The 25458-nt window shown below is 60.9% G+C and carries 22 protein-coding genes; 17 read left to right on the top strand and 5 right to left on the bottom strand.

Features of this window, described 5'->3' with window-relative positions:
* Positions 1 to 242 precede the first annotated feature (242 nt).
* Complete coding sequence (gene pvdP, locus QNH97_RS19655; protein WP_283553509.1) at positions 243 to 1865, top strand: pyoverdine maturation tyrosinase PvdP; 1623 nt, start codon at positions 243 to 245, stop codon at positions 1863 to 1865.
* A 272-nt stretch (positions 1866 to 2137) separates the two neighbouring features.
* Here the strand turns inward: pvdP and QNH97_RS19650 are convergent, their stop codons facing one another.
* The 4 genes from QNH97_RS19650 to QNH97_RS19635 form a co-directional block, all read right to left on the bottom strand.
* Positions 2138 to 2464 (bottom strand): DUF6124 family protein, encoded by a 327-nt coding sequence (locus tag QNH97_RS19650; RefSeq protein ID WP_283553508.1) that lies wholly within the window; start codon positions 2462 to 2464, stop codon positions 2138 to 2140.
* Positions 2465 to 2977: 513 nt separating this feature from the next.
* The gene (locus tag QNH97_RS19645; protein WP_283553507.1) at positions 2978 to 4372 is read right to left on the bottom strand and encodes an efflux transporter outer membrane subunit; all 1395 of its coding nucleotides are present in this window, start codon (positions 4370 to 4372) and stop codon (positions 2978 to 2980) included.
* 10 nt (positions 4373 to 4382) lie between these two features.
* Complete coding sequence (locus tag QNH97_RS19640) at positions 4383 to 6353, bottom strand: MacB family efflux pump subunit (protein WP_283553506.1); 1971 nt, start codon at positions 6351 to 6353, stop codon at positions 4383 to 4385.
* Positions 6354 to 7505 (bottom strand): efflux RND transporter periplasmic adaptor subunit, encoded by a 1152-nt coding sequence (locus QNH97_RS19635; RefSeq protein ID WP_283553505.1) that lies wholly within the window; start codon positions 7503 to 7505, stop codon positions 6354 to 6356. It abuts the gene before it with no gap.
* A gap of 474 nt (positions 7506 to 7979) precedes the next feature.
* On the opposite strand from QNH97_RS19635, the gene QNH97_RS19630 reads away from it, so the two are divergent.
* The 8 genes from QNH97_RS19630 (at position 7980) to QNH97_RS19595 (ending at position 18225) form a co-directional block, all read left to right on the top strand.
* Entirely contained in the window at positions 7980 to 8462 is a 483-nt protein-coding gene (locus tag QNH97_RS19630) for a sigma-70 family RNA polymerase sigma factor (RefSeq protein WP_025214723.1), read from the top strand.
* 144 nt (positions 8463 to 8606) lie between these two features.
* Positions 8607 to 9941, top strand: coding sequence for a lysine N(6)-hydroxylase/L-ornithine N(5)-oxygenase family protein (locus QNH97_RS19625; RefSeq protein WP_283553504.1), 1335 nt, complete (start codon positions 8607 to 8609; stop codon positions 9939 to 9941).
* A 308-nt stretch (positions 9942 to 10249) separates the two neighbouring features.
* Positions 10250 to 13462, top strand: coding sequence for a transporter substrate-binding domain-containing protein (locus tag QNH97_RS19620; protein WP_283557514.1), 3213 nt, complete (start codon positions 10250 to 10252; stop codon positions 13460 to 13462).
* A gap of 143 nt (positions 13463 to 13605) precedes the next feature.
* A complete protein-coding gene (locus QNH97_RS19615; protein WP_283553503.1) occupies positions 13606 to 14040 on the top strand; it encodes a PleD family two-component system response regulator in 435 nt (144 codons plus the stop codon).
* 114 nt (positions 14041 to 14154) lie between these two features.
* Entirely contained in the window at positions 14155 to 14769 is a 615-nt protein-coding gene (locus QNH97_RS19610; RefSeq protein WP_502944549.1) for a response regulator, read from the top strand.
* Between the two features lie 225 nt (positions 14770 to 14994).
* Positions 14995 to 15861 carry a pirin family protein gene (locus QNH97_RS19605; protein ID WP_283553501.1) on the top strand — a complete coding sequence of 289 codons (867 nt, stop codon included), beginning with the start codon at positions 14995 to 14997 and terminating at the stop codon, positions 15859 to 15861.
* A gap of 166 nt (positions 15862 to 16027) precedes the next feature.
* A complete protein-coding gene (locus QNH97_RS19600; protein WP_283553500.1) occupies positions 16028 to 17470 on the top strand; it encodes a mechanosensitive ion channel family protein in 1443 nt (480 codons plus the stop codon).
* 314 nt (positions 17471 to 17784) lie between these two features.
* Entirely contained in the window at positions 17785 to 18225 is a 441-nt protein-coding gene (locus tag QNH97_RS19595; RefSeq protein WP_283553499.1) for a carboxymuconolactone decarboxylase family protein, read from the top strand.
* Between the two features lie 361 nt (positions 18226 to 18586).
* Here the strand turns inward: QNH97_RS19595 and QNH97_RS19590 are convergent, their stop codons facing one another.
* Complete coding sequence (locus QNH97_RS19590; protein WP_283553498.1) at positions 18587 to 19315, bottom strand: S24 family peptidase; 729 nt, start codon at positions 19313 to 19315, stop codon at positions 18587 to 18589.
* A gap of 148 nt (positions 19316 to 19463) precedes the next feature.
* Here QNH97_RS19590 and QNH97_RS19585 point away from each other — a divergent pair, with 148 nt between their 5' ends.
* The 8 genes from QNH97_RS19585 (at position 19464) to QNH97_RS19550 (ending at position 25458) form a co-directional block, all read left to right on the top strand.
* Positions 19464 to 19808 (top strand): helix-turn-helix domain-containing protein, encoded by a 345-nt coding sequence (locus tag QNH97_RS19585; RefSeq protein WP_283553497.1) that lies wholly within the window; start codon positions 19464 to 19466, stop codon positions 19806 to 19808.
* Positions 19801 to 21834, top strand: coding sequence for a DNA-binding protein (locus QNH97_RS19580; RefSeq protein WP_283553496.1), 2034 nt, complete (start codon positions 19801 to 19803; stop codon positions 21832 to 21834). The genes QNH97_RS19585 and QNH97_RS19580 overlap by 8 nt, the downstream gene beginning before the upstream one ends.
* A gap of 62 nt (positions 21835 to 21896) precedes the next feature.
* A complete protein-coding gene (locus tag QNH97_RS19575; protein ID WP_283553495.1) occupies positions 21897 to 22619 on the top strand; it encodes an AAA family ATPase in 723 nt (240 codons plus the stop codon).
* Positions 22619 to 23407 carry a helix-turn-helix domain-containing protein gene (locus tag QNH97_RS19570; RefSeq protein WP_283553494.1) on the top strand — a complete coding sequence of 263 codons (789 nt, stop codon included), beginning with the start codon at positions 22619 to 22621 and terminating at the stop codon, positions 23405 to 23407. Before QNH97_RS19575 ends, QNH97_RS19570 begins: the two co-directional genes overlap by 1 nt.
* Complete coding sequence (locus tag QNH97_RS19565) at positions 23404 to 23778, top strand: hypothetical protein (protein ID WP_283553493.1); 375 nt, start codon at positions 23404 to 23406, stop codon at positions 23776 to 23778. Before QNH97_RS19570 ends, QNH97_RS19565 begins: the two co-directional genes overlap by 4 nt.
* A 165-nt stretch (positions 23779 to 23943) precedes the next feature.
* The gene (locus tag QNH97_RS19560; protein WP_283553492.1) at positions 23944 to 24438 is read left to right on the top strand and encodes an HI_1489 N-terminal domain-containing protein; all 495 of its coding nucleotides are present in this window, start codon (positions 23944 to 23946) and stop codon (positions 24436 to 24438) included.
* Positions 24428 to 24820, top strand: coding sequence for a hypothetical protein (locus tag QNH97_RS19555; RefSeq protein WP_283553491.1), 393 nt, complete (start codon positions 24428 to 24430; stop codon positions 24818 to 24820). Before QNH97_RS19560 ends, QNH97_RS19555 begins: the two co-directional genes overlap by 11 nt.
* Positions 24817 to 25458 (top strand): DUF3164 family protein, encoded by a 642-nt coding sequence (locus QNH97_RS19550; protein WP_092456678.1) that lies wholly within the window; start codon positions 24817 to 24819, stop codon positions 25456 to 25458. The genes QNH97_RS19555 and QNH97_RS19550 overlap by 4 nt, the downstream gene beginning before the upstream one ends.

Genomic DNA, 25458 nt, shown 5'->3' with positions numbered 1-25458 from the left:
GGCGGCTTCGAGGGCCCCATCGCGAGCAAGCTCGCTCCCACATTGGAACGCGGTCAACCTGTGGGAGCGAGCCTGCTCGCGATGGCGGTCTGACAGTCGACCGATCTCGCGCGGATGTACCAGGTCCATTGTGGGAGCGAGCCTGCTCGCGATGAGGCCCTCACAGCCCCTATAAATTTGTTGGCCTGCCCATCGTTCTAGCTTGGATAAAGCCCGCTCCAGGGCTGGACACAGGTAAGGCAATGACGATTTCTCGACGATGGTTCATGGCAGGCCTGGCGCTGACCGGTGCCGCCGTGCCTGCGGTGTATTACGGGCATCGCGAACTGACCCGACCGGACCCGAGCATCACCCCCGGCGAGGCTTCGTTCGATGTGGCGGACGTGGCGGGCCAGCGTCGGGCCGACACGTTGCGGGGCATATGGACAATCCGTTTCACCGGCCGCAACGCCGGCCTCGATGGCTTGCCCCAGGACGGTCTCCAGGTGTTCCTCGATATCGGCCACAAGGGCCGTGGCCTGGTGGGTTGCCTCGACACCGCCGAACGGCTGCGCGCCGGGGATGAGCCTCGTTATCGGGTGTTGGGCGATTTGGCCGGCACCGACCCGAAGCAACTGAGCTGGCGACTGATAGGGGCCCAGGCCTCGGGCGGCGCGCCGGACTATGAATTCACCATGACCCTGGACGAAGTCTGGGCCGGCTTCGGCAATGCAGGCACCGCGACGCTCAGCGGTCGGGTGTTGCGGTTGGATCGTCCGCTGGGCCTGCTGGAACTCGACAATCAATTCATCGCCCGCAAGCAGCGATTCCCCGAAGCCCGCGAACGTACGCCGCTGAGCCCGGCGCTGCTGGCCTGGCTGGTGTCGCCAGAACATCGGCTGTTCCACCAGCTCTGGCATGCCTCGCGGGACAAATGGCACACCCTGGACGAAGACAAACGCAACGCCCTGCGCGGCATCGGTTGGCAGCCCGGCCCACGGGATCAGGAGCGCGACGCCCGTGGGCCGCGCAAGGATCGCAACGGCTCGGGCGTCGATTTCTTTTTCATGCACCGGCATATGTTGGGCACTGCGCGTTCTTTCCAGGCGTTGCCGTCGTGGCCGCGCTTCCCCTTGCCGCAACCTGAGCTGGAACGTGACCGCCTTGGCTTCGCCCGCTATTTCGATAACCACGACGGCACGGCACTGCCGCCGACCTGGCTGGCCGATGGCGATGAGCAATACGCCCAGTGGGTCAGTGACATCAAGACCGCCGAGACTTACCACAGCAATTTCCAGGTCTGGGAATCGCGCTACCGCGACCCTCGTTACCTGTCGCAACTGACCCTGGGCCAGTTTGGCTCGGAAGTGGAACTGGGTCTGCACGACTGGTTGCACATGCGCTGGGCCTCGGTGCCGCGCGACCCGTCCAACGGCCACCCGGTGCCGTTCGCCCGCGACCCGGACGACTTCGCCGCGCGCTGGTACGCCCCGGAAAACGACTTCCTCGGCGATCCGTTTTCCTCCCATGTGAGCCCGGTGTTCTGGGCCTTCCACGGCTGGATCGACGACCGCCTCGAAGACTGGTTCCGTGCCCACGAGCGGTTCCATCCGGGGGAAGTGAGCCGGCTCGAAGTCAGTGGCGTACCTTGGTTCGCCCCAGGCCGCTGGGTGGAGATATCTGACCCCTGGCTGGGCCCGGACACCCACGGTTGCAACTCTACGCCTGGGCTGCAGGTCGGGCGCTCGGTGGAGATGGACCCGGAAACCATGAAACTGGCGCTGCGCATTACCTTTGGCAGCGACGACAAAAAGCTCTCCGAGCTGTTCCGCCGCGTGCCGCAACGGCCGTGGTATGCGCGCAATCTCAAGAGCAAACCGGTGTAAACCCCGCCATCCCAAGAACTAAAGTGAACGCCGTTGTGGCGAGGGAGCTTGCTCCCGCTGGGCTGCGAAGCAGCCCCCAAACCAGCCCCCTCAAAAACATCTGGCACACCGAGGTGCCGGCCATTGGGGCTGCTGCGCAGCCCAGCGGGAGCAAGCTCCCTCACCACGGGTGTACTTGGCTGGGGATTGAACTCAAGTGAACACCATTGTGGCGAGGGGATAAATCCCCTCACCACAGGTGTCACTTGACTTGAGATTTGTTGTGAAGGTTTTTAGCGCGGCGCGGCGATGTCCAAGGCACGATTCGCCAACAGTTCGCCCAGCTCGATCATCTGCTGAATCCCCAAAGCAACATGCCGCCGCGAGCCGTCCAGTTCAAACGCCAGGTCACTGGCCATGGCATTGACCGAGGCCAGGGTTTCGCTGAGGTTGGCCAGCAGGCATTCCATGTCCGTGCCTTCTGCGACAGTGAACAACTGGCCCGGTGATGGATTGGGTTTTTCAGGTTTTGGATCGAGATAAAAGGCGAGGGCGCGGTCGGCGGCTTCGTTGAGTTTTTTGGAATCGTCTTCGGGGGGATTGGGGGTGATCTTGAACATGGTGCAGCTCCTGATTATTCAAAAGGCGCTGCCAGACATCACTTGCAGATGATGGGTGGCAGCTATGTGCGGGTCTGCAAGACCGGGAAATCAGGAACCCGGCAGACCCGAAGGTCTCCCACACATAGCCGCCATGGAACGAACACCAATGTGTCGATGGCTTTCTGGCTATGCGCCTGATATTCATCGGGCTTGCAGACCCGGTCACTGATGAGCAGTGACGGGGAACAAGTTATCGACAGGACTTTAGGCGCACAAGCCGGCGGATTCTGGCGTAGTTGTAGGCAACGGCGCAAGGCGATGTAGCCTCGCTCGGACGTCCTACATTGCAGCCTCAACAGCACTGAAGCGAACGCTATTGTGGCGAGGGAGCTTGCTCCCGCTGGGCTGCGCAGCAGCCCCCAAACCAGCCCCCTCAAAAACATCTGACCCACCGAGGTGCCGGCCATGGGGGCTGCTGCGCAGCCCAGCGGGAGCAAGCTCCCTCGCCACAGGTGTCACTTGGCTTCAGGTTTACATCACCCGCCAACCCCCACCCAACGCCTTGTACAACGCCACACTCGCCTGCACCCGCGCCAGTCTTAGCTGCACGTTCATGTCCTGGGCGGTGTACAGCGTGCGTTGGGTTTCCAGCACGGTGAGCAGGTCTTCGGCGCCGGCCTGGTAGCGGCGCTGGGCGATGTCGAAGGCGGTCTGGGCCTGCTGCAGTTCTTCGCTTTGCCACTGCCGCTGCTGGTCCAGGCCGTTGATGCTGTTCAGGGCTTTTTCGACGTCGGCGAAGCCGTTGATGATGGCGGCTCGATAGAGCTCCAGCAGTTCCTCCTGGCGGGCAGTGGCCTTGTCCCGTTCGGCCCTCAGGCGGCCATTGTTGAAGATCGGCGCGGCCAAACCGGCGGTGAGGTTGTAGACGTTGTTGCGCAGCAACTGGTCGGCGATGTCGGCGCCAGTGCCCAGGCTCAGGCCCAGGGTGACGGAGGGCAGCATGGCGGCGCGGGCCACGCTGATGTCGGCCTGGGCAGCGGTGAGGCGCGCTTCGGCGGCGGCGATGTCCGGGCGACGGCGCAGCAGTTCGCTGGGCACCCCGGCGTCGATGGAAGGCCACTGCAGTTGTTCGAACTGTTCATCGTCGAGCCTGACCGCCTGCACCGGTTGCCCCAGCAGCGCCGCCAAGGTAATCAGCGCTTCCTTGGCCTGTTGCTGCACTTGGGGCAAGCGGCGTTGCTGCGCCGCCACCAGGCTTTTCTGTTGCGACAACTCCAAGGCCGTGGCGCCGCCGGCGTCGTAGCGAGTCTGCACCAGTTCGAGCACACTTTCGGCGTTGGCCAGGTTGAGTTCGGCGATGCGCTGCTGTTCACCCAGGGACAACGCCTGGGTGTAGCTGTTGGCGACGCCGCTGAGCAGGGTCAACTCCACGGTCGCGCGGTCGAACTGGCTGGCCGAGAGCGTGCTCAACGCACTGTCCCGGGCCGCCCGTTTGCCGCCCCAGAAATCCAGCTCATAAGTGGCACTGAGGTTGGCATCGTAGTAATCGATGGTGCGGTTGTTCCGATCCACGTCCAGCTGGCTGTAGCCTTTGCCGCGCAACAATTCCTGGCGATTGCCGTTGAGCCCGGTCGTGACCGCCGGAAGCAGCGGCGCGCCGGCGATCACCGCACTGGCCTGGGCCTGGCGCACCCGGGCCATGGCGGCGGCCAGGTCGTGGCTGTCCAGGCGCGCTTGTTCGATCAACCGGTTCAACTGTGGGCTGCCGAAGTGTGTCCACCATTGCTGGTTTTCGGCGCGAGCGCTGGGCGTGTCGAGGTTCTGCCAGGCCGGTGGCGGCTGGATACCGCTGTCCGGTGGCGACAACGGGCTGGCGCAGGCCGTCAGTAACAAACTGACTGCCAGGAGGGTTAGGGGCGCTTTCATGGGATGAGGTTTATTCACTGGTGAGGGCCGCGACCGGGTCGAGGCGGGCGGCCTTGCGGGCCGGCATGAAGCCAAAGACGACGCCGGTGACCAAGGCGCAGCCGAAGGCGCCGAACACCGCCAGCCATTCGAACGCCACGGCAATCTTGCCCAGCAGCAGCGCGCCGCCCACCAGCAGGGCCAGACCGATGCCCGCCAGCCCGCCCACCACCGAGAGCATCACCGCTTCGGTGAGGAACTGGCGCAGGATGTCGCGCTGGCGCGCGCCGGTGGCCATGCGGATGCCGATTTCCCGGGTCCGTTCGCGCACGGTCATGAGCATGATGTTCATCACGCCGATGCCGCCCACCAACAGCGAAATCGCCGCAATGGCGCCGAGCATCAGCGACAGCGTGCCCTGGGTGCGGGCCTCGGCCTGGATCATCGCGGCGTTGTTGGTCAGTTCGAAATCCTGCTTGCCTTCATGCAGGCGCAACAGCGTTCGGGAGACGGCTTGCTCGGCCTCCTTGACCTTGCCCGCGTCCTTGGCGGCGATCACCACGTACTCGGGATGACGACTGCCGAACAGCCGCACGCTGGCGGCGGAGTAGGGCACGGCGATGCGGTTGTCGGCGTCCGAATCCCCGGAGCTGGCGCCTTTTTCCGCCAGCACGCCGACCACCTGGAACGGCATGTTCTCGATCAGGATGTAACGGCCGACGGGGTCGGCGACGTCCCTGAACAGTTTCTGGCGGACCCGGTAGCCGATCACCGCCACCGCGGCGGCGCTACGTTCATCGGCCTCGCTGAAGTAACTGCCCTGGGCCACTGGCCAATTGAAGATCATCGGGAAATTCGTGTCATTGCCGCCCACGTAGCTGGTGTGGTCGAGGTTGCCGAAACGCACGCTGGCTTCGGCACCGTTGACCGGCATGATCCGCTGCACTTCGGGCAGGGCGGCGAGGGCGGCCAGGTCGTATTCGCTGATGATGCCCTTGGCCGCGCGTGGGCTGGGGGCGCTGCCGTTGAGGTAGATGATGTTGGAGCCGAAGGCGCCCATCTGGGCCATGACCTGGCGCTTGCTGCCTTCGCCCACCGCCAGCATCACCACCACCGAAGCCACGCCGATGACGATGCCGAGCAAGGTCAGGGCGGTGCGGAAGCGGTTGATCCACATCACCCGCCACGCGGCCTGCACGGCGTCGAGCAACTCGCCTTTCCAGGCACCGTTGTGTTCGCTGCCGGCACTCAGCCGCTGGCGCAGGTCCACAGCCTGCAGCGCCTTGGGATTGGCAGGGGGCGTGGCGGGCGCAGTGCCGGCGCTGTCGCTGATGATCAGCCCGTCGCGGATTTCAATGATGCGTTTGGCCCGGGCCGCGACTTCGCGGTCGTGGGTGATCAGGATCACCACGTGGCCCTGGCTCGCCAGTTCGTCGAGCAAGGCCATGACTTCGATGCCGCTCTGGCTGTCGAGGGCGCCGGTGGGTTCGTCGGCGAGGATGATGTGGCCGCCGTTCATCAAAGCCCGGGCAATCGACACCCGTTGCTGCTGGCCGCCGGACAACTGATGCGGACGGTTGCCGGTGCGGCTGGCCAGGCCCAGGCGTTCCAGCAGGGCACTGGCGCGGGCGTGGCGCTCGGCGGCCGAGGTGCCGGCGTAGATCGCTGGCATCTCGACGTTTTCCTGGGCGGTGCCGGACGGGATCAGGTGGTAGCCCTGGAACACGAACCCGAACGCTTCGCGCCGCAGCCAGGCCAACTCATCGCTGCCCAGATTGGCGACGTCTTCGCCAGCAAAACGGTATTCGCCACTGGTAGGGCGGTCGAGGCAGCCGAGGATGTTCATCAAGGTGGATTTACCGGAGCCAGACGCGCCGACAATCGCCAGGAATTCCCCCGCGTGAATGGACAAGTCGATGCCGCGCAGCACCTCCACCCGGGGGCTGTCGCCACCGCCGTAGGCCTTGCGAATGTCCCGCAGTTCGATCAGGGGCGTGTTCATTCAGCCTCCGCTGCCGGTGGCCGGGCCGATCAGCACCTGTTCGCCCTCGCTCAGGCCGTCGACAATCTGGATGCGCAGTCGATCGCTGACGCCGGTGCGCACGGCCCGCGACTGGACATCGCCATTGTCGGCCAGGACCCGCACCTGGCCGGCGTTGTCCTGTAATGCTGCGGTAGGCACGGTCAGCACGTTCTGGGCCTGGGCGGCGACGAAAAACACTTGGGCAGTCATGTCGGTCATCAGGCTGCGGTCGGCGTTGTCGACGTCGAGCAGCACGGTGTAGAGCACCACCCGTTCGCTGCCACTGCGACCACCGGTGGGGCTGCCGCCCTGGCTGGCTTCCAGCGGACGCGGCGGCACCGGCAGAATCTGGCGCACGGTGCTGCTCCACCGACGGGTGCCGCCGGACAGGGTGGTGAAATAGGCGGTCATGCCCGGTTTGACGTGGCCGATGTCCGCTTCCGAAACTTCGGCCCAGACGGTCATCGGCGACAGGCGGGCGATGCGCAGGATCAATGGGGTTTGTTGCTGGGCGTTGAGGGTCTGGCCTTCCCGCGCGCCGACGGCGACTACCGTGCCGCTCATCGGCGCATAGATTCGCGTGTAGCCCAACTCGGCTTCGTCACTGCGCAGGCTGGCCTGGGCCTGACGGATCTGGGCCTGGAACATGTCGATGCGTGCCTGGGTTGCCCGCACTTCGGCCTCGGCGGTCTGCACGTCTTCCTCGCGGGTGGCGCCGCCGGCCTTGAGTTGTTGCTGGCGGCGGAATTTCTGCCGGGCCAGGTCGTGCTGGGCGCGCTGTTCCTGAAGCTGGGCCTTGAGGTTTTCAATCGAGAAGCGTCCGGCGTCCAGCTTGGCCTTTTGTGTGGAAGGGTCGATTTCCACCAAGAGCTGGCCCTCACGCACCTCGTCGCCGGCCTCCACATGGATCTTCTGGATCTGCCCGGACGCCTGGGCGCCGACGTCCACGTAGCGCCGTGGCTGCAAAGTGCCCAGGGCGGTGACGCTGTTTTCGATATCACCACGGGTGACGGGGGCGGTGGCCAGGGGTTCGCGACTCGGTGCAACCGCTTGCCAGGTGGCAAAGGCCACGGCCGGAAGCAGGGCGAAGGTTAGAAGCCAGGCGCGTCGGGTAGGGCGGGGACGTTTCATGCAGGGTTCCGGCCGGTGATATCGGGCCCGTCGCAGGCAGGGCAGGGACGGGAGGCTGTTCTGGTAAACGAGCGCTTGGGGCGGGAATTTACTGGTTTGAAACACTTGGTCGCAGGTTAACGAATCAGCTGAAGCGACCCGAACCCCGTGGCGAGGGAGCTTGCTCCCGCTGGGCTGCGAAGCAGCCCCCAAACCAGCCCCCAAACCAGCCCCCTCAAAAACATCTGACCCACCGAGGTTCCGGCCATTGGGCCTGCTGCGCAGTCCAGCGGGAGCAAGCTCCCTCGCCACAAAAGCCAGGGGCCCGGCGCCTCATCAACTGAACGAATCAGCCCCGATACAAAGCAAAGCTTTAAATCTATATGAGAATTACTATAAATTACGCCACTGAATCTGCCACTATCGTGCTACTGCCTATCCAGGCACGCCGAATTGGCACAGGGATAGCTGGCGCAAGCCATGCGCACGGGAGTCATGTTGGAAAACTACTATCGCGAGCTGGTGTGTTTCCTGAACGCCAGGCTAGGCAACCGCCAGGCGGCCGAGGATGTGGTGCATGACGCCTATGTGCGGGTACTGGAGCGTGCCAGCGACACCCCCATCGAACAACCCCGGGCCTTCCTGTACCGCACCGCGTTGAACCTGGTGATCGACGGTCATCGGCGCAATACCCTGCGCCAGGTCGAATCCCTGGACGTGCTGGACAGTGAAGAGCGCTTCTTCACGCCCTCGCCCCACACCAGTCTCGACCATGGCCAGCGCCTGGACATGCTGCAGCGCGCCCTGGCCGAGCTGCCGCCGCTGTGCCGCGAGAGCTTCCTGTTGCGCAAGCTCGAAGGTCTGTCCCACCCGCAAATCGCCGAGCGCCTGGGTATTTCCCGGGCGCTGGTGGAGAAGCACATCGTCAACGCCATGAAGCACTGTCGCATTCGTGTACGTCAGTGGGACGCGCATTAATCCGCCCACATTGGTCGCCTCGCGGTAAATTTTTTTTCCTTGTCCTCGTTCCTCTCAACAGACGACTTGCCGGCCTCACAAACGCTGGTCAGGTTCCCCAGGCTTTTCATGCCCTGTTGAGGGCTTCTCCAGAGGACACTGGACATGACACAGGCAATTGCATCGCCCACCGTTCACGACTTGATCGGTATCGGCTTCGGCCCCTCGAACCTGGCGTTGGCCATCGCGCTGCAGGAGCGGGCCCCGGTCCAGGGCGAACTGGATGTGCTGTTCCTCGACAAACAGGCCGACTACCGCTGGCACGGCAACACCCTGGTGACCCAGAGCGAGTTGCAGATTTCCTTCCTCAAGGACCTGGTGACCCTGCGCAACCCCACCAGTCCTTACTCGTTCGTCAACTACCTCAAGCACCACGGGCGCCTGGTGGACTTCATCAACCTCGGCACCTTCTACCCGTGCCGCATGGAGTACAACGACTACCTGCGCTGGGTGGCCGCGCAGTTCGCCGAACAGAGCCGCTACGGTGAAGAAGTGCTGCGCATCGAACCGGTGCTGCACAACCAGCAGGTCGAAGCCCTGCGGGTGATTTCCCGCGGAAGCCAGGGCGAAGAATTCGTGCGTACCGCCCGTTCGCTGGTGGTCAGTGCCGGCGGTACGCCGCGGATTCCCGATGCGTTCAAGGCTTTCAAGGATGACGGCCGGGTGTTCCACCATTCCCAGTACCTGGAGCGCATGGCGAGTCAGCCGTGCGTGAGCGGCCAACCGATGAACATTGCGATCATCGGTGGCGGACAGAGCGCGGCGGAGGCCTTCATCGACCTCAACGACAGCTTCCCGTCGGTGCAGGTCGACATGATCCTGCGCGGTTCGGCCCTGAAGCCGGCGGACGACAGCCCGTTCGTCAACGAAGTGTTCTCGCCGGAATTCACCGACCTGGTGTTCCAGCAACCCCACAGCGAGCGCGAGCGGCTGGTCAACGAGTACCACAACACCAACTATTCCGTGGTGGACATCGACCTGATCGAACGCATCTACGGGATCTTCTATCGGCAGAAAGTCTCCGGTGTGGCCCGCCATGCATTCCGTACCCTCACCACGGTGGAGAAAGCCACGGCCACCGACGCCGGTGTGGAGTTGGCGGTGCGCAACAATGCCACCGGCGAGCTGACCGTGCGCCGCTATGACGCGGTGGTGCTGGCCACCGGTTACGAACGGCAGATGCATCGCACCCTGCTGGAGCCGCTGGCGCAGTACCTGGGGGATTTCGAGGTGGATCGCAACTACAAGCTGATCACCGACGAGCGCTGCAAGGCGGCGATCTACATGCAGGGCTTCTGCCAGGCCAGCCACGGCCTGAGCGATACCCTGCTGTCGATCCTGCCGGTGCGCGCCGATGAAATCGCTGGCTCGCTCTATGAGCACGGGAAAAATCGCGGCCAGGCTCGTCCGGTGCGCGATCTGTTGCTCGCCGCCGTGTAGGCGCATCAGCCAATGCAAAACCCTGTGGGAGCGAGCTTGCTCGCGATAGCGGCCTGACAGTCAATGCATCATTGGCCGACACACCGAAATCGCGAGCAAGCTCGCTCCCACAGGTATCAGGTCACCCGCAGGAAATTCTTCAGAAGTTTCCTACACTCATTTCGCGCCTTGTGCATTTTTGCCAGGCGCCTAGACGGTTCGCTGTTCCCTCGTTTTGGCAGTCTGAACCCATCAGCCGGTCACCCTGACTGATTGTGAAGTCGCGGGTGCGCCGGGCCGACTACGCCAAGCGAAACAACCTGATCCAGATGATGCTGCTTCGACGCACAGGCCTGGTGGTGCTGTTGCTGGGCTCATTGAGTGTGGCGCCATGGGTTGGCGCGGCTCCCGAGATGCTGCAAGTGCTCGGGCGCTCCAATGTGAGCGACTATTCGGTGTCCCTGGGCGAAGCCGACTGGACCTGGTTGCGGCAAAAAGGCCAGTTATTGCTGGGGGCCTCGGCCCCGGACTATGCGCCTTTCAGCATCACCGGCAATGGCCACGATTATGAAGGCCTGACCGCCGACTATGCCCAATTGCTCGGGCAGCTCTTGCATGTCGAAATACGGGTCCAGCGCTATCCATCCCGTGCCGAATCGCTCCAGGCCCTGCGCAGCGGCGAGATCGACCTGCTCGGCACTGCCAACGGCTTCGAAGCCAGCGACCCGGACCTGGCGATGTCCCAGGCCTACGCCGAAGACCTGCCCACCCTGGTGGCCCGACTCGACGACAGCCAGGACTTACCCACCGACCTGGCGGGCAAGCGGATCGCGATGCTCTACCACTACTTGCCGCCAGACACAGTCGAGGCTTTCTACCCGGAGGCTTCCCTGCGGTTGTACCCCTCGACCTTGAGCGCCATTGGCGCCGTGGCGTTCGGCCAGGCCGACGTCTATCTGGGGGATTCGATCAGCGCCAACTACCTGATCAGCAAGAACTACCTGAACAACATCCAACTGGCGGACTTCTCGCGCATGGAAGTGCAACCGTTCGCCTTTGCGCTGGCTCGCGACAATGCGCGCTTGTTGCGCATCGTCAACGCCGCGCTGCAGGCCATTCCCGCCGGCGATCGCATGAGCATCCTGCGCCGCTGGAGCGCGGGCGGTGCGAGCATGCCGGGTCAGCAAGCGCTGCATTTCAGCGTCAAGGAACAGCGTTGGCTGGAGGCCCATCCGCGCATCAAGGTGGCGATCAACGATAACTTCTTGCCGCTGACGTTCTTCGATGACCAAGGCCATTTGCGCGGCATCGGTGCCGATGTGCTGGCCCGCATCAGCTTGCGCACCGGGTTGAAGTTCGATGTGCAGCGTGGCGGCTCGGTTGACGATCTGATCGGGCAGATCGAGAGCGGCAAGGCTGACGTTTTGGCGACGGCCATACCCAGCGCTGAACTTGAAGATGAGTTGCGCTTTACCCGACCTTACCTGACCAACCCGTTCGTGCTGGTGGTGCCCGCTCGGGACAAGGTCCCGCTCACTCTCGACCAGATGGCCGGCAAGCGCCTGGCGCTGGTGCGTGGCAACGTACTGCGCGAGTTCCTGCTGGAGCAGTTTCCCCGGGTGCAGTTGGTGGTGGCGCAGAACGCGGCCGACGCCATGGCCATGGTTGCCGCAGGCACGGCGGACGGTGCGATCAATCCGCTGATCAGCGCCCGCTACATGATCTCCCGCCAGTACCGCGACAAGTTGCAGGTCACCAGTACCGTGGGCACCTTGCCTGCGCGCGTGGCCCTGGCGACGAATCGGGGAGCATTGGAGCTTTACTCGATCCTGGACAAGGCGTTGCTGAGCATCTCCCCCGAAGAAATGGACGAGCTGACCAACCGCTGGCGCAGTGAGGTGGTGATCGATGACAGCTACTGGCTGCGCAACCGCACGACCATCGTCCAAGGATTTTCCATTGCCGCGCTGCTGTTGCTGGTGACGTTGGGTTGGGTTGTCTACCTTCGCCGTCTGCTGGAGCAATTGCGCGTAGCCAAGAAGAGCGCCGACGACGCCAATCGAGCCAAGACCACGTTCGTGGCGACCATGAGCCATGAAATCCGCACGCCCATGAATGCGGTGATCGGCATGCTGGAGCTGGCCATGAAAAAAGCCGACCAGGGCGTCGTGGACCGGTTCGCCATCGAAGTCGCTTCGGGAGCCGCCCAGGGCATGCTGGAGTTGATCGGCGACATCCTCGACATCGCCCGCATCGAGTCAGGCAAGCTATCCCTGGCGCCGGAGCGGGCCAACCTGCGGGAGCTGATCGAGTCGGTGGCGCGGATTTTCGAAGGCCTGGCCCGGCAGAAACACCTGCGTTTGTCGCTGGACCTGGATGCCGCGATCAACCGCGACGTATCGATCGACCCGTTGCGCTTCAAGCAGGTGGTGTCGAACCTGTTGAGCAACGCCATCAAGTTCACCGATCAGGGCGAGGTGCGCCTGAGTGTGCGAGCTGAGTCGGGCCGCGACGACGGGCACCTGGGCATCTGCCTGTGGGTCGAGGACACCGGCTGCGGTATTTCGGTGGAGGACCAGCGACGTTTGTTCAGCCCCTTTACCCAGGCCAGCCATAACGCCCAGTCGGCTCGCAGCGGTTCCGGGCTGGGGCTGGTGATCAGCCGCACCTTGTGCGAAATGATGGGCGGCACCCTGACGCTGAGCAGCGTGCCGGGGCAGGGCACGCAGATCGAGGTACTGCTGAGTCTGCCTGTGCTTGAGGCCCTGCCCGCAGCGCCGCCAGCCGAGGTCGAGACGCAGGGGCCGGTCCGGGCGCTGAATATCCTGGTGGTCGACGATTACCCGGCCAACCGCGTGCTGCTGTCCCAGCAACTGAGCTACCTGGGGCATCGCGTCGAGGATGTGCCGGACGGTGCCCAAGGGTTGCGCGCCTGGCGCAGCGAACACTTCGATGTGGTCATCACCGACTGCAACATGCCGATGATGAGCGGCTACGAACTGGCCCGCGCCATTCGTGACGAGGAGCAAACTCGAGGCCTGGCATCGACGGTCATTCTGGGGTTCACCGCCAACGCCCAACCCGAGGAAAAGGACCGCTGCGTCGAAGCCGGGATGGACGACTGTCTGTTTAAGCCCATCAGCCTCAGGGACCTCCATGCGCGCCTGGCGTCGGTCACGCCAGATGCCGAGTCTGCTTCCTCCAATGACATCGACTTGACCAGCCTGGAACAACTGACCGGCAACGACTCGACTGCCATCAAGCAACTGCTCAAGGAACTGGTCAACAGCAATGCCGAAGATGCAGCGCGTCTGCGGCGCTTGTCCGCCCAACAAGACCTGCCGGGCTTGGCGGACCTGGCACATCGGATCAAGGGCGGTGCGCGGATCATCCAGGCACAACGCCTGATCGCCGCCTGCGAGGCGCTGGAAAACGCTTGCCGGAGTTCCGACAGGACGTTGCTCGCCCAAGCGGTGGACGACCTGCACCAGGCCATGGAGCAACTGGCTGAACAACTGGAGATCTCGCTGGCGAGGGAATAAGTCTTCTCGTCGCAAGGGCTGCGTCTGGCTTCATTTTAGGACTAGTCCTACAGCGTCTCTCAAAAGCTTCCTCTAGCCTGACGCCCCTTAATAACGTTCACAAGCCGGTTCATACCTGGCGCGTTGCTATTGGAATGCCTGCCATGCCGAACAAAGCACTACGTATCCTGATTGCCGACCCACAACATACTCATCGAATCGTGCTGGAGCGCCTGTTCAATCAGCAGGGCTATTTCCGGATTGTCCCTGTGAGCAATCTGCAGGAATTGCTGACGTTGGTGGAGTACGGCAGCGAGCCGTTCGACCTGGTGGTCGTCAACGCCGGGATGGCGAGTGGGGCGCTGGACCTGCACGATTTTGTTATCTATAACCCACAGGTTCATCACGGGATGATCTACAACGTTCAACAGGCCCGGCAGTCGTCCGCACCCGTCGCGCGTCGATCGAGCATGCACTTGAGCCAGGCCCCGCTGCCTGACCTCGCTGCACTGCAGAACTTGATGGAACGGATTGATCCTCAGCTCAGCGAGTCGCTGCCAGCCTGGGACCGTGGCCTGCGACAGGGCCGTGGCGGTTGAGGCAGACCGTTGGTCTGCTCTGTCGGATCTGACAGGTGGCATGGCCTGGCACTTGTGCAAGAGTCCGGTGCGGTCATGGCATCGGTGCCGTTTGTATTGACTTGGGGGACTGCCTTGAAAGACGTATTGATCGTGGATGACCACCCTGTCATACGAGGGGCCTTGCGGCTCATTTGCCAGAATGAGGGGTTCACCTGTGTCAGGGACGCCAGCGGCGTGGCCGATGCCAGGACCTTCATCAAGGAGAAGGTGCCGGACCTGGTGATTCTGGACCTGGTGATGAACGGCTTCGATGGCCTGGACCTGCTGGTCTGGATCATTGCCCAGTTTCCTGAGTGCAATGTGCTGGTGTTTACTTCCCAGGATGCGCAGCATTTCTGCAACCGTTGCATCTCGGCCGGGGCCAGGGGATTTGTCACCAAGAAAAGCGACTTGCAGGAGCTGACCAAGGCCATTCATGCGCTGAAGTCCGGTTATGCCTATTTTCCTCAAGTGTCGGTCAGGCTGGATTTTCAACAGCGTACTGAACAGCAGGCCCTGGAGAGCCTGTCCACCCGCGAGTTATCCATTTTGCGCATGTTGTCCATGGGCATGCGAGGCAAGGACATTGCCGAAAACCTTTTCCTGAGCCCAAAGACCGTCAGCACCTACAAGACTCGGCTGTTGGAAAAGCTTGGCTTGCAATCCTTGGTGGGTCTGTCGGAGTTCGCCAAGCGCAATCATCTCTAAATGAACTGAACCCAACCCTGTGGGAGCGAGCTTGCTCGCGATAGCAGTCTGACAGTCGACACATCATTGACTGGTAGAGCGTTATCGCGAGCAAGCTCGCTCCCACAGGGTTGTTGATCGTTCCCTGGATAGAACGCTAAGGCCGGTTTTTGCAGTCTAGTGCTTCAAAGGTAGCGGTTTTATCCTGTGTTCATCGAATCGCAGTCCCTGATTTGGAGACACAGTATGAAAAACATCATCGGCCTCTATACCAGCCCACGGCCCCATTGGGTCGGCGACGGCTTTGCGGTTCGCACGCTGTTTTCCTATGACAACCTGGGCAAGCACATCAGCCCGTTCCTGCTGCTGGACCACGCGGCCCCCACCGAATTTGCAGCCACCACCGAGCGTCGCGGTGTCGGTCAACACCCTCACCGCGGTTTCGAAACCGTGACCATCGTCTACCAGGGCGAACTGGAACACCGTGACTCCACCGGCAGCGGCGGCAAGATCGGCCCTGGCGACGTGCAATGGATGACCGCCGCATCCGGGATCATCCACGAAGAATTCCACTCCGAAGCCTTCGCCCGCCAGGGCGGATTCATGGAAATGGTCCAGCTGTGGGTCAACCTGCCCGCCAAGGACAAAATGGCCCCGGCCGGCTACCAGACACTCCTCAAGGGCGACATTCCGAACATCGCCTTGAAGGACGATGCCGGCAGCCTGCGCCTGATCGCCGGGCGCTTCGAGGGTCATCAAGGGCCTGCGAAGACCTTTACCCCCATCGACGTCTGGGACATTCGCTTGAACGCTGGGAAAGACCTGACCCTCGACCTGCATGAAGGCCACAGCACCGCCTTGGTGGTGCTGCATGGCTCGGTCCAGGTCAACGGTCGCGAACGGGTCGAGGCCGGGCAACTGGCCCTGTTCGACCGGGCCGGCGACCAGTTGAGCCTGCAAGCCAATAACGATGCGGTGGTGCTGTTGCTCAGTGGCGAGCCGATCGACGAACCTATTGTCGGCCATGGTCCGTTCGTGATGAACAGCGAGCAGGAAATCCACCAGGCCTTCAACGATTTCCATTCGGGGCGCTTTGGGCAGATGGATGATTGAGGCGCGAGCTCAAGGTTAAATGGCCCACAATGCATGAACCCATGTGGGAGCGAGCTTGCTCCCACAGTGGATCTGCAGTGATCTCTCACAGTGGATCTGCAGTGATCTCTACACAGTGTTCAATCTGTGCCAATCTTCGCCCCAATGATCTTCCTGGAGCTGTCCGATGCTGTCTCTGATCTCCGACCACCCGCTGCTCTGTGCCTTGGCGCTGCTGGTGCTCGACATACTGATATGGCGACTGGTCAGTGCGGATCGGACCTATTGGAAAATCGGCGCGCGGCTGGTGATTTTCTCCTTGTTCAGCATGTTGCTGTTCAACGAGGGCCTCAACCCCATGGAGCCGGCGCAATGGGTCGACGACGTGCCACGGCATCTGGCGGCGACCGGTTTGCAGATCGCCTGGTGGCTGCTCGCCGCGCGAACCCTGACGGTGATAATGGGCGCGGTGATGATGCAACGGGTCGGTCACACCGGGCGCTTGTTGCAGGATTTGCTCGGCGCGGTGATTTTCCTGATCGCCGTCATCGCGGCGCTGGCCTATGTGCTGGACCTGCCGGTCAAGGGCGTGCTGGCGACTTCCGGCGCGATGGCGATCATCGTCGGCCTGGCGTTGCAGAGCACCCTCAGCGACGTGTTCTCCGGGATCGTGCTCAACACCACCAAGCCTTATCAACTCGATGACTGGATCTCCATCGACGGCACTGAAGGCCGGGTCACTGACATCGACTGGCGGGCCACGCGGTTGCAGACCGCCCAGGGCAGCATGGCGGTAATCCCCAACTCACTGGCGGCCAAGGCCAAGGTCATCAACTTCAGCCGACCCAGCGATGTCCACGGGTTGTCCATCAGCGTCCAGGTCAGCCCCCACGCGCGGCCACAAACCGTGATCGACGCGCTGGAGCGGGCGATGATCGGCTGTCGTACCTTGCTTGCCAGTCCGGCGCCCTGTGTGACGCTCAAAAGCAGCGGCAGTGGCGGGGCGGAATACGAGATCAGCGGGTTTGTCGCCTCCCGGGCGCAGAAGCGCGAGGTGCGCAACCAACTGTTCGACCTAGCGTTCCGGCACTTGCAGGCTTCGGGCGTGAGCCTGTTGTCTTCCAGCGAAAGCACCCTGGCCAAGGACGTGTCGCGGCCCCGGGCGTTGCTGGAAAGCTCGAATATTTTCTCCACTTTGCGCCAGGATGAGAAAGACACTTTCAGCCAGAACATGACCCTGCAGACCTTTCGCGCCGGCGAGATGATTTTGCCGGCGGGGGAGGTCAGCGATCATCTGTTCATCATTGAATCCGGCGTGGTCAGCGTGACCCTTATGCGCAACGGCCAGCCATTCGAGGCCGGGCGCATGGGGCCGGGGGAGGTGATCGGCGAAGCCGGGATCGTGTCCGAGCAGGCCGCGCTGGCGAGCTTTTCGGCCAAGACCTTCTGCACCCTTTATCGCATTGAGAACAGCTACCTCAAACCTTGCCTCGATGCCCGTCACGACATCAACGAGGCCATGAAAAACCTGCTGGACGTACGCATTCACCTCGCCCAGAACCTCACCCGCGAGCTGCCCAAGCCCGTGGCCAAGAAGCGTTTTCTGCAGTGGTTGCGCAGCCGGGCCTGAACCACACTCAGACGGTGCGCACCGATCCTCTGTGGCGAGGGAGCTTGCTCCCGCTGGGTGGCGCAGCCGCCCCAAAAAGGCCTGACACCGTTCTCCAGGCAGACCGCATCAGTTGGGTGACGACTGCTTCGCAGCCGAGCGGGAGCAAGCTCCCTCGCCACAACAGCCCGTAGAATTGGACTCCCTTGAAAAGGCCAATACCCGGTCGCGTCTTGCGGCGCCATTGGCCACCCAAACTTCCCAACAATTGGCTATTTGTCCTGCGCCGGCGCAACGCTAACGTAGCGCCACACCTAATTGTTATGGAGTTCATCATGCAACCGCGCATCGATTTCTACACCGCTTCCCCTGACGCCCTCAAAGCCATGCTGACATTCGAAACCACTGTCTCGAAACTGGGCCTGGAAAAATCCCTGCTGGAATTGGTCAAGCTGCGCTCCTCGCAAATCAACGGCTGCGCCTTCTGCATCGACATGCACACCGCCGATGCCCGCAAGGACGGTGAGACCGAACGTCGCCTGTACGCCGTCACCGCCTGGCGCGAAGCACCGTTCTTCACCCCGCGCGAACGCGCCGCGCTGGCCTGGACCGAAGCCCTGACCCGTCTGAGCGAAACCCACGCGCCGGATGCCGACTATGCCTTGTTGAGCGAGCATTTCACCCCCAAGGAAATGGTCGACCTGACCGTGGCGATCAACGCCATCAATGGCTGGAACCGCCTGGCGGTGGGCTTTCGCAAGATGCCTGAGGCGTAAGGTAGCCCCTCTCTATACGGACAGGGCATGTGTCCTGCCGTCCTCAATAGCAACACCACACCCTGTGGGAGCGAGCTTGCTCGCGATAGCGGACTGACCTTCAACAGTGAAGGTGACTGATGCATCGCCATCGCGAGCAAGCTCGCTCCCACAGGAATCCATCTTCGGCTGTGTGAGGCAGTGAGAGATATGGCACCAAAGGAAACTGGTGGGAAGAAAAGGGAAGAAAAAGGATAAGCCAGGAAAAACGGGGGCAGGAGCCAGTAAACGGGACTAATCAGTGCCAAAAGAGATGCAGCCCCCAAAAATCCCGCCACAAACTAAAAAGCCCGCATTTCGCGGGCTTTTTGGCACTGGCTCTTTAGATCATCCACCCGCCTGACCAGACCACACGCCCTACGACCTGAAGTCGCTCAAGCCGATCAGTAGGTACATGGACGCTGGGATAAGCCGAGTTGGCGCTGATGACCAACACCCCGCCGTCGATTTGGCGTTGCAACCGCTTGGCGTACAGGAGGTCATCCAGGCGTATCACATAAAAAGCCTCGCCCTGGATGGTGTTCCGGGAAAGATCCACCATCACGGTATCGCCGTCCTTTAGAAACGGCTCGTTCGAGTCGCCATCCACCCGCACCGCCGCGAGTTGCGACGCTTGCAGCCCTTTTTTCTGCAAGCTGTATTTAGTGAAGGCAAGCATTGTCAGGATGCGAGCGCCATCGCTCCAAGCACCGTGACCCTGGCTAATCCTGGCGTCGTACAGAGGAACATAGGCATAGATGCTGTCGTCCTGCGCTTGGGCAGGTGTTCCCTCCGCCGGATACATCTCTCCGCGCCCCGACGCGATCCAGTCAAGGGACACCCCTACCGCAGAAGCCAATAGCGCCAATGAATTGAACGCGGGCATGCCTTCCCCAGCAATCCACCTCTGAAGAGACGACAACGCCACATTCGCAGCCTCGGCAGCCTGTTTTCGGGATTCGAACAAGCTTGCGACCGTGGCTATCCGGGTTTCTATTCCCGAATTTGGAAAAGAAACCGCATTTTCGCCTATAGGCGCGTGTTTCGATTCCGTGTAAGTCACTGAATTCACTTGAGTTTTCCACAATAGGCTGTTGTCTTACCCGAAAACGGGAATAAAAACTCCCAAATTCGGTTTACCACATCCCGAATACGGGATATATTGTCCTAAACCGGCCGTTAGAAAGCCTAAAAAAACCACCCTAGACGATGGTTGAAAAATGGAAACCTACGACATACCGCTCGATTCCGAACGACGCTGGGAATGGATTAAATTCCAGCTCCGTGTTCGCGGCACAAACTTTGCCGAACTGGCCAGGACGAATGGCCTGAATGAGCGCGCCATCCGTAACGCTAAGCACCGACCTTACCCTCGGGTAGAGCGGGCGATTGCTCAAGCCCTAGGGCTTCAGCCTGTCCAGTTATGGCCAGAGCGTTGGAATGCCAATGGCTCTCCACTTCGTCAGCGGCCAAACCGCGCTGAGACGAATTCGGTCTATCCAAAGCATACCGAAAATAGTCCGGTTGGTCACAGTAAAACCAAGTGGAAAGACGGCGATGCGTGACTGGTACACGTCGCAGGAACTGGCGGGCCTCCCTGGGCTGCCAGGAACCGTTCCTGGTATTCGCAAGTTGGCTACTCGCCTTGAGTGGGAGAGCCGGAAACGTCTCGGCACCAAAGCGGTCGAGTACCCGTTTTCGAGTCTGCCCACCGAAACTCAAGCCGCGTTGATGGCTCGGTCTATTGCAGAAGTGGAGGCTCCAGTCGAAGCGGTCCCCGCCAAGGTTCCGGAGCAAAAGGCTATCGCGACTGTGGCCAAGGGCACCTCAAAGCTGAATGACGTCCAGCGCGCAGTCATGGTGGCTCGGCTCTGCTTCATTCGGGAGATCGAGCGCATGTGCGTCGCGACATCGCAAAATCGCGCCATAGACGTTTTGGTTAAGCAAGCCCGCGATGGGGCATTGAGCCCGTATTTGACTGAGCGGCTGGCCCTGGCCAACAACAAAAAGACAGGCGGCAGAACGCTATCGGAGAGAAGCCTAAAGCGTTGGCTATCTGCATATCGGACCGATGGTGAGGCGGGCTTAGCGCCGTTGCGCCAACGTCCGAATCTGACGGTTCCTGCGTGGGCGAAGGACTTTCTTCGGTGTTACCAGCGGCCTACAAAACCGAGTGTGGCGGCCAGCTATGCCGAGTTTGCACAACGCTATGAAGGCCCGATGCCAAGCATCCATGCAGTGCAACGCTTTCTGAAGAAACTGTCGCCAGAAGCTTTGCAGGCGGGGCGAATGAGCCCGCAGGAACTTAAAGCGCTGCAACCGTTCCGGCGTCGCTCTACGAAAAATCTTTTCCCAGGAGACGTTTACACCGCCGACGGCCATAAATTCGATGCGGAGGTCATCAATCCTCTGACCGGCAAGCCATACCGGCCAGAGATCACAACCGTGTTGGATGTAGCCACTCGGAAAGTCGTTGGCGTATCGGTTGGGGAAGCAGAGTCGGCTATTGGTGTTCTGGACGCGCTGCGTGATGCGGTCCGTGAATGCATGTTCGGCATCTTCTACGTCGACAACGGCTCCGGTTTCGCTAACGACACCGTGCGGGAAGTTGTCGACCGCTTGGGCGGCACGATGACCCACTCGCTGCCATACAACAGCCAAGCGCGGGGCCTCTCCGAGCGGGGACACCAGACCATTTGGGTGCGAGCGGCCAAGAAGCTGACGAGCTACATCGGTGCCGACATGGATAAGCACGCCGGTACACGAGTGCATCGCATTGGCCGTAAGGAACTGCGTGAGGGCGGGAAAAGCAGACTGCTCCCCGCGTTCGGTGAATTCATGTCGGGCGTTGAACATGAAATCGCGACCTACAACGCTACTCCCCATCGAGGCCTCGCCAAAATTCGCGACCCCGAAACCGGCGTATTGCGGCATATGAGCCCGAACGAGGCTTGGCAAGCCGCGATAGCGGAAGGCTGGGAGCCGATCACCGCGCCCGGTTCGTTGGTTGAATCGCTCATGCGTCCGCAAGTGGTGCGCACGACGAGACGCGGCGAAGTCGCTTGGGCGGGGAGCACCTATTTCCTAACAGATCTAACGGCCTTGCACGGGCAAGAAATACGCATCGCCTATGACGTTAGAGATGCTAGCCAAATCTGGACGTTCACGTTAGACGGCGAACTGATCGGCGCGGCCCAACTAGATGGAAACAGCTCGGATTATATGCCTCGCACCATGGTTGAGATGGCGCGAGACAAACGGCAACAAGGCCAGTTCAAGCGTGCAGTAGACAAGTTGGAAACGTTGACCGGGCAGCGAGTAGAGATGATCGCCCCTACAACGGCGCCGTCTGCAAGCCTTTCGGCAGAAGCCCTGGAAGCGGCACGAGATTACGCCCAGTCGTTGGATCAGCAGCGGCCTACGTTCGTAGTCCCAGGGGACGACGTAGCTCGTTACCGACTTTGGGTTCGGTTGAATCAACGAAAGATTGCCGGAGAAGAATTGACTACCGACGAAGCCCGGTGGTGGGAGCGTTATCCCGCCCATCCGGACTTCGTGGCAATGCAAAGAGTATTTCAACACGCGGGTTGAGAAGCCCACGTTTCAAAGCAGTCAGCGTGCGCCAACACGCTAGACATAGGAGGAGAAGCACAGTGAGTGTAAACAAAATTGTTCCTTTAACAAATGTCGGTCTTTTGTCCGGCGCAATGAGTCGCGCTATGGGGCGTCCAATCGGGTTGCCAGGACTGGTGGCAATGTACGGCCCCAGTGGCTTTGGAAAGAGCGCGGCGGCGGCATTTGCTGCCAATCAGCATCGCTGCTATTACGTCGAATGTCGCGACACTTGGAGTAAGAAAGCGTTTCTGACCGCGATTCTTCACGAGATGAGCCTTTTACCTGGCCGCACGTTGTCAGAAATGGTCGACCAGATCTCCGTCCAGCTATCCGCTTCGCGTCGCCCATTAATCGTGGATGACGTGCAATATCTGTTGGATAAGGCTGTGGCAAATGTGCTGACCGATATCTACAACGCGAGCGAAGGGACAATCGTCCTGATCGGCGAAGAGCGAGTTCCTGCATCGCTTCAACGTCTGGAGCGCTTGCATAACCGGGTGCTGGAATGGGTTCCAGCACAGCCTGCAACGCTTGATGATGTCCGCCAACTGGCACGCGACAACTACCCAGGGGTCAGCTTTGCAGATGACCTGCTGTCTGATTTGAATACTGCGACCAAAGGCTGCCTGCGTCGGGTGGCGGTGAACCTCTACAAGGTCCAGTCCGAAGCTTCGGCGATGATGCTTGATCAAGTGGATTTGAAAGCTTGGGGAAATCGCGGTTGGTATACCGGAGAAGCCCCGATTCGGAGGGCCATGTGATGGCAGGCCGGACACCTCACCTTATCGTTTCAGGCGGCAAAAGCTCAAAGCAGCGTATGTGGGAAGCAATGCGCATCTTGGCTCAAGGGTTCGATGTTCATGATATTGCAAGACGTAGCGATCAGATGCCTAACGAGATTGTTCGTTACCTCGATGCGCTAAAGAAAGCGGGCATCGTCGAGACTGTAGTTGATGACTATCGCAAGGGCCAAGCTCGACTTTACAGATTGGTCAAGGATGAGGGGGCAGAGCATCCGCATCTCAATAGTAAAGGTGAACGCACTTATGACCATCTCGCAACCGAGAACATATGGCGTTCCCTTCGTATTCTTGGTGGGAACGTAACGGTACGGGATGTGGTAAGTGCTGCGTCAGTCGGCGCGGTGTCGCTCACCGCTACCAAAGTTAGGCAATATCTGAATGCCCTTAGCGAGGCGGGTTATTTGGCTAAGACCCCTGGCGATACCGCCATGGGAATACCTACGTTTTACTGCCTCATTCCTGGCAAAGACACTGGTCCCCGTCCACCGGAGATCCGTCAGCTTGAGTCATTGCAGGTCTACGATCCAAACCTCCACCGGCTGATCTACACCAAGACCACCGGTACGCCAGGTGCAGATCGTAGTTTGATCGAGCCTGGCATCGACTTAGCGCGAACCCGTGAACTCTTGGGCGAATGGTTAACCTTGGCAAAAACTGCAAAGGGGCCGGTCTCACTTCCTAATGACCTGGTGCAGCGGACTCAGTTGGAGTTGGCTTCGCAGGAAGAATCGGGAGGCCTCCAATGACGCAGGTAGACCTTTCGAAATGGGGCCAGCAGCCACCGCTCTTTGTTCGTCTGCTTGCGGCGGAAGTGGCGGCGAGCGACCGCACCAAAGCAGCGGCTCGCATCGGAATGAGCCGTACAGCGGTAAGTTTGATCCTGGCGAATAAATACACCAGTCCGAGCACAGCGGGTGTTGAGCGCCGCGTCATGAACGCGCTAGGCCGGATGGACTGCGTTGCTGTCGACGATGTTGTAACCATTGAGCAGTGCCAAAACTACCGCGATAAATCACCTCCAACGCACAACCCACAAGCGATGCAGAGTTGGCGAGCCTGCCAGTACTGCGCCTTCAATCCCAATTGTGCAGGTGCCGAAAATGCAACCATCCATTGAGATTGCCAGCCCACCAGTGCCCGTTGTCCAGATCTATATCGCTGGTCGCAGCATGATCCGTTTGTACCAGGGCGAGAAATGCGTCGGGTTTTCCAACAGCTATAAGTTCGCCCAAATCCGAGCGAATGAACTGGCAAAGGCGAAGCCGAAACGGGAGGTCCATTGATGCGCACTCGATGCCCTAACTGCGGGACGACAATAAGCCTTGATGCGCTGATCGCTCACGACGGTGCACGCGAAGCGCTCGGAGCGGCCTTTAAGGTTTCCGGTCAGCTTGGTAGTGCCTTGATTCGGTATGTCGGCTTGTTCCGGCCGGAAACCCGAGAACTGACCATGGATCGCGTAGCCAAGATCCTCGGGGAATTGCTTCCCGATCTTCAGGCCCAGCGCATCGAACGCAACGGAGCAGTTTTCAATGCCCCTCCAGCATGTTGGGTATGGGCGATTGAACAGGCGATTACTGCACGCGATTCCGGTCGATTAACGCCGCCGCTTAAGGGCCACGGCTGGCTCTACCAAGTGATGAGTCAGTGGCAAGGTGAAACGAGTCTGACGGTACTCCGGCCTGAGACCACTGCGCATAAACCGGCTGTGATCGCCCGGCCAAGCCAAACAACTGCCGCGTTGTCAGCGCTACAGGGGCGATTAAATGGTGGATGACTGGCTAGAGCGCGAAGTAATCGCCGGGTTGATGGGGCTCGTCGCTCTGCGCTTGGACGGTGCGCCTGCCGCCGATGCCGTGACACACACATTGGATATCTGGCTGGTGGCCTTGAAAAAGGCGCAACGCTGGAGCGAAGAGGCAGACAGGGAGCGCGTTAAGGCCGCTTTCGAAATGCTATTTGCAAGCTGCGAGCGGTGGCCAGCACCTGCCGCACTGATTCGGATGTTGCCTTCCAGGGATCTCCCTCGGGCATTACCGAAGCCTGTTTTAACAAATGAGCAACGCGCAAATGGACGTCGACAGATCGGGGAGATCTTCGAAGTGCTTGGGCGCCGTATTACCAGACACGAAACGAACACGGAGCAACACAACGAATGAGCATTCCAGAAGGGTTCCGCCAGGACGCCAAGGGCCACTTGGTGCCGGTCGTATTGATTAAGCCTATTGATCTGGCTCGCGATGAGCTGGTCACTGAGCTGGTCAACAAAGCAAAAGCAGTGTCAGGGGCGTTGGGTGCTTTCAAAGCCTCGGCGTTTGGGGACATCAAGGCGTTTGTGGACATGTCCGCAGAACAATACAAAGCGACCATTGGAGGCAAGAAAGGCAATGTCACGCTGCTGTCGTTTGATGGCCGCTACAAGATCATCCACGCGGTCCAGGACTCCATCAAATTCGACGAACGGCTACAAGCGGCACGCGTGTTGATCGATGAATGCGCAGCCGAATGGACGCAGGACGCACGTAGCGAGGTACGCGTCCTGGTCAACGAGGCATTCCGCACCGACAAGGCCGGTGAAATCAGCACCGGTCGAGTGCTTGGCCTGCGCAGGTTGGATATCCAGGACGAACGATGGCAGCGGGCGATGCAAGCCATCAGTGAGGCCGTTCAAGTTGTTGGTTCAAAGAGCTATATCCGGGTTTACGAGCGTATTGGGGACTCAGACCAGTACGCACCCATACCCCTTGATATCGCAAGCATCTACGTGCAGGACACAGCGTCCCCAACGTTGCATTGA

Origin of the sequence: Pseudomonas sp. G2-4 (genome assembly GCF_030064125.1) — a bacterium.
Classification (GTDB): Bacteria; Pseudomonadota; Gammaproteobacteria; order Pseudomonadales; family Pseudomonadaceae; genus Aquipseudomonas.
This window is presented reverse-complemented; position numbering and strand designations above follow the sequence as displayed.

Excerpts from the sequence above, each read along its gene's own strand:
- QNH97_RS19570 (WP_283553494.1), top strand. The coding sequence starts at position 22,619 with ATGGCAGGCCGGACACCTCACCTTATCGTTTCAGGCGGCAAAAGCTCA.
- QNH97_RS19585 (WP_283553497.1), top strand. The coding sequence starts at position 19,464 with ATGGAAACCTACGACATACCGCTCGATTCCGAACGACGCTGGGAATGG.
- QNH97_RS19550 (WP_092456678.1), top strand. The coding sequence starts at position 24,817 with ATGAGCATTCCAGAAGGGTTCCGCCAGGACGCCAAGGGCCACTTGGTG.
- QNH97_RS19595 (WP_283553499.1), top strand. The coding sequence starts at position 17,785 with ATGCAACCGCGCATCGATTTCTACACCGCTTCCCCTGACGCCCTCAAA.
- QNH97_RS19640 (WP_283553506.1), bottom strand. The coding sequence starts at position 6,353 with ATGAACACGCCCCTGATCGAACTGCGGGACATTCGCAAGGCCTACGGC.
- QNH97_RS19555 (WP_283553491.1), top strand. The coding sequence starts at position 24,428 with ATGGTGGATGACTGGCTAGAGCGCGAAGTAATCGCCGGGTTGATGGGG.
- QNH97_RS19635 (WP_283553505.1), bottom strand. The coding sequence starts at position 7,505 with ATGAAACGTCCCCGCCCTACCCGACGCGCCTGGCTTCTAACCTTCGCC.
- QNH97_RS19580 (WP_283553496.1), top strand. The coding sequence starts at position 19,801 with ATGCGTGACTGGTACACGTCGCAGGAACTGGCGGGCCTCCCTGGGCTG.
- QNH97_RS19605 (WP_283553501.1), top strand. The coding sequence starts at position 14,995 with ATGAAAAACATCATCGGCCTCTATACCAGCCCACGGCCCCATTGGGTC.
- QNH97_RS19620 (WP_283557514.1), top strand. The coding sequence starts at position 10,250 with ATGATGCTGCTTCGACGCACAGGCCTGGTGGTGCTGTTGCTGGGCTCA.
- QNH97_RS19560 (WP_283553492.1), top strand. The coding sequence starts at position 23,944 with ATGCGCACTCGATGCCCTAACTGCGGGACGACAATAAGCCTTGATGCG.
- QNH97_RS19630 (WP_025214723.1), top strand. The coding sequence starts at position 7,980 with ATGTTGGAAAACTACTATCGCGAGCTGGTGTGTTTCCTGAACGCCAGG.
- QNH97_RS19600 (WP_283553500.1), top strand. The coding sequence starts at position 16,028 with ATGCTGTCTCTGATCTCCGACCACCCGCTGCTCTGTGCCTTGGCGCTG.
- QNH97_RS19650 (WP_283553508.1), bottom strand. The coding sequence starts at position 2,464 with ATGTTCAAGATCACCCCCAATCCCCCCGAAGACGATTCCAAAAAACTC.
- QNH97_RS19645 (WP_283553507.1), bottom strand. The coding sequence starts at position 4,372 with ATGAAAGCGCCCCTAACCCTCCTGGCAGTCAGTTTGTTACTGACGGCC.
- QNH97_RS19615 (WP_283553503.1), top strand. The coding sequence starts at position 13,606 with ATGCCGAACAAAGCACTACGTATCCTGATTGCCGACCCACAACATACT.
- pvdP (WP_283553509.1), top strand. The coding sequence starts at position 243 with ATGACGATTTCTCGACGATGGTTCATGGCAGGCCTGGCGCTGACCGGT.
- QNH97_RS19565 (WP_283553493.1), top strand. The coding sequence starts at position 23,404 with ATGACGCAGGTAGACCTTTCGAAATGGGGCCAGCAGCCACCGCTCTTT.
- QNH97_RS19625 (WP_283553504.1), top strand. The coding sequence starts at position 8,607 with ATGACACAGGCAATTGCATCGCCCACCGTTCACGACTTGATCGGTATC.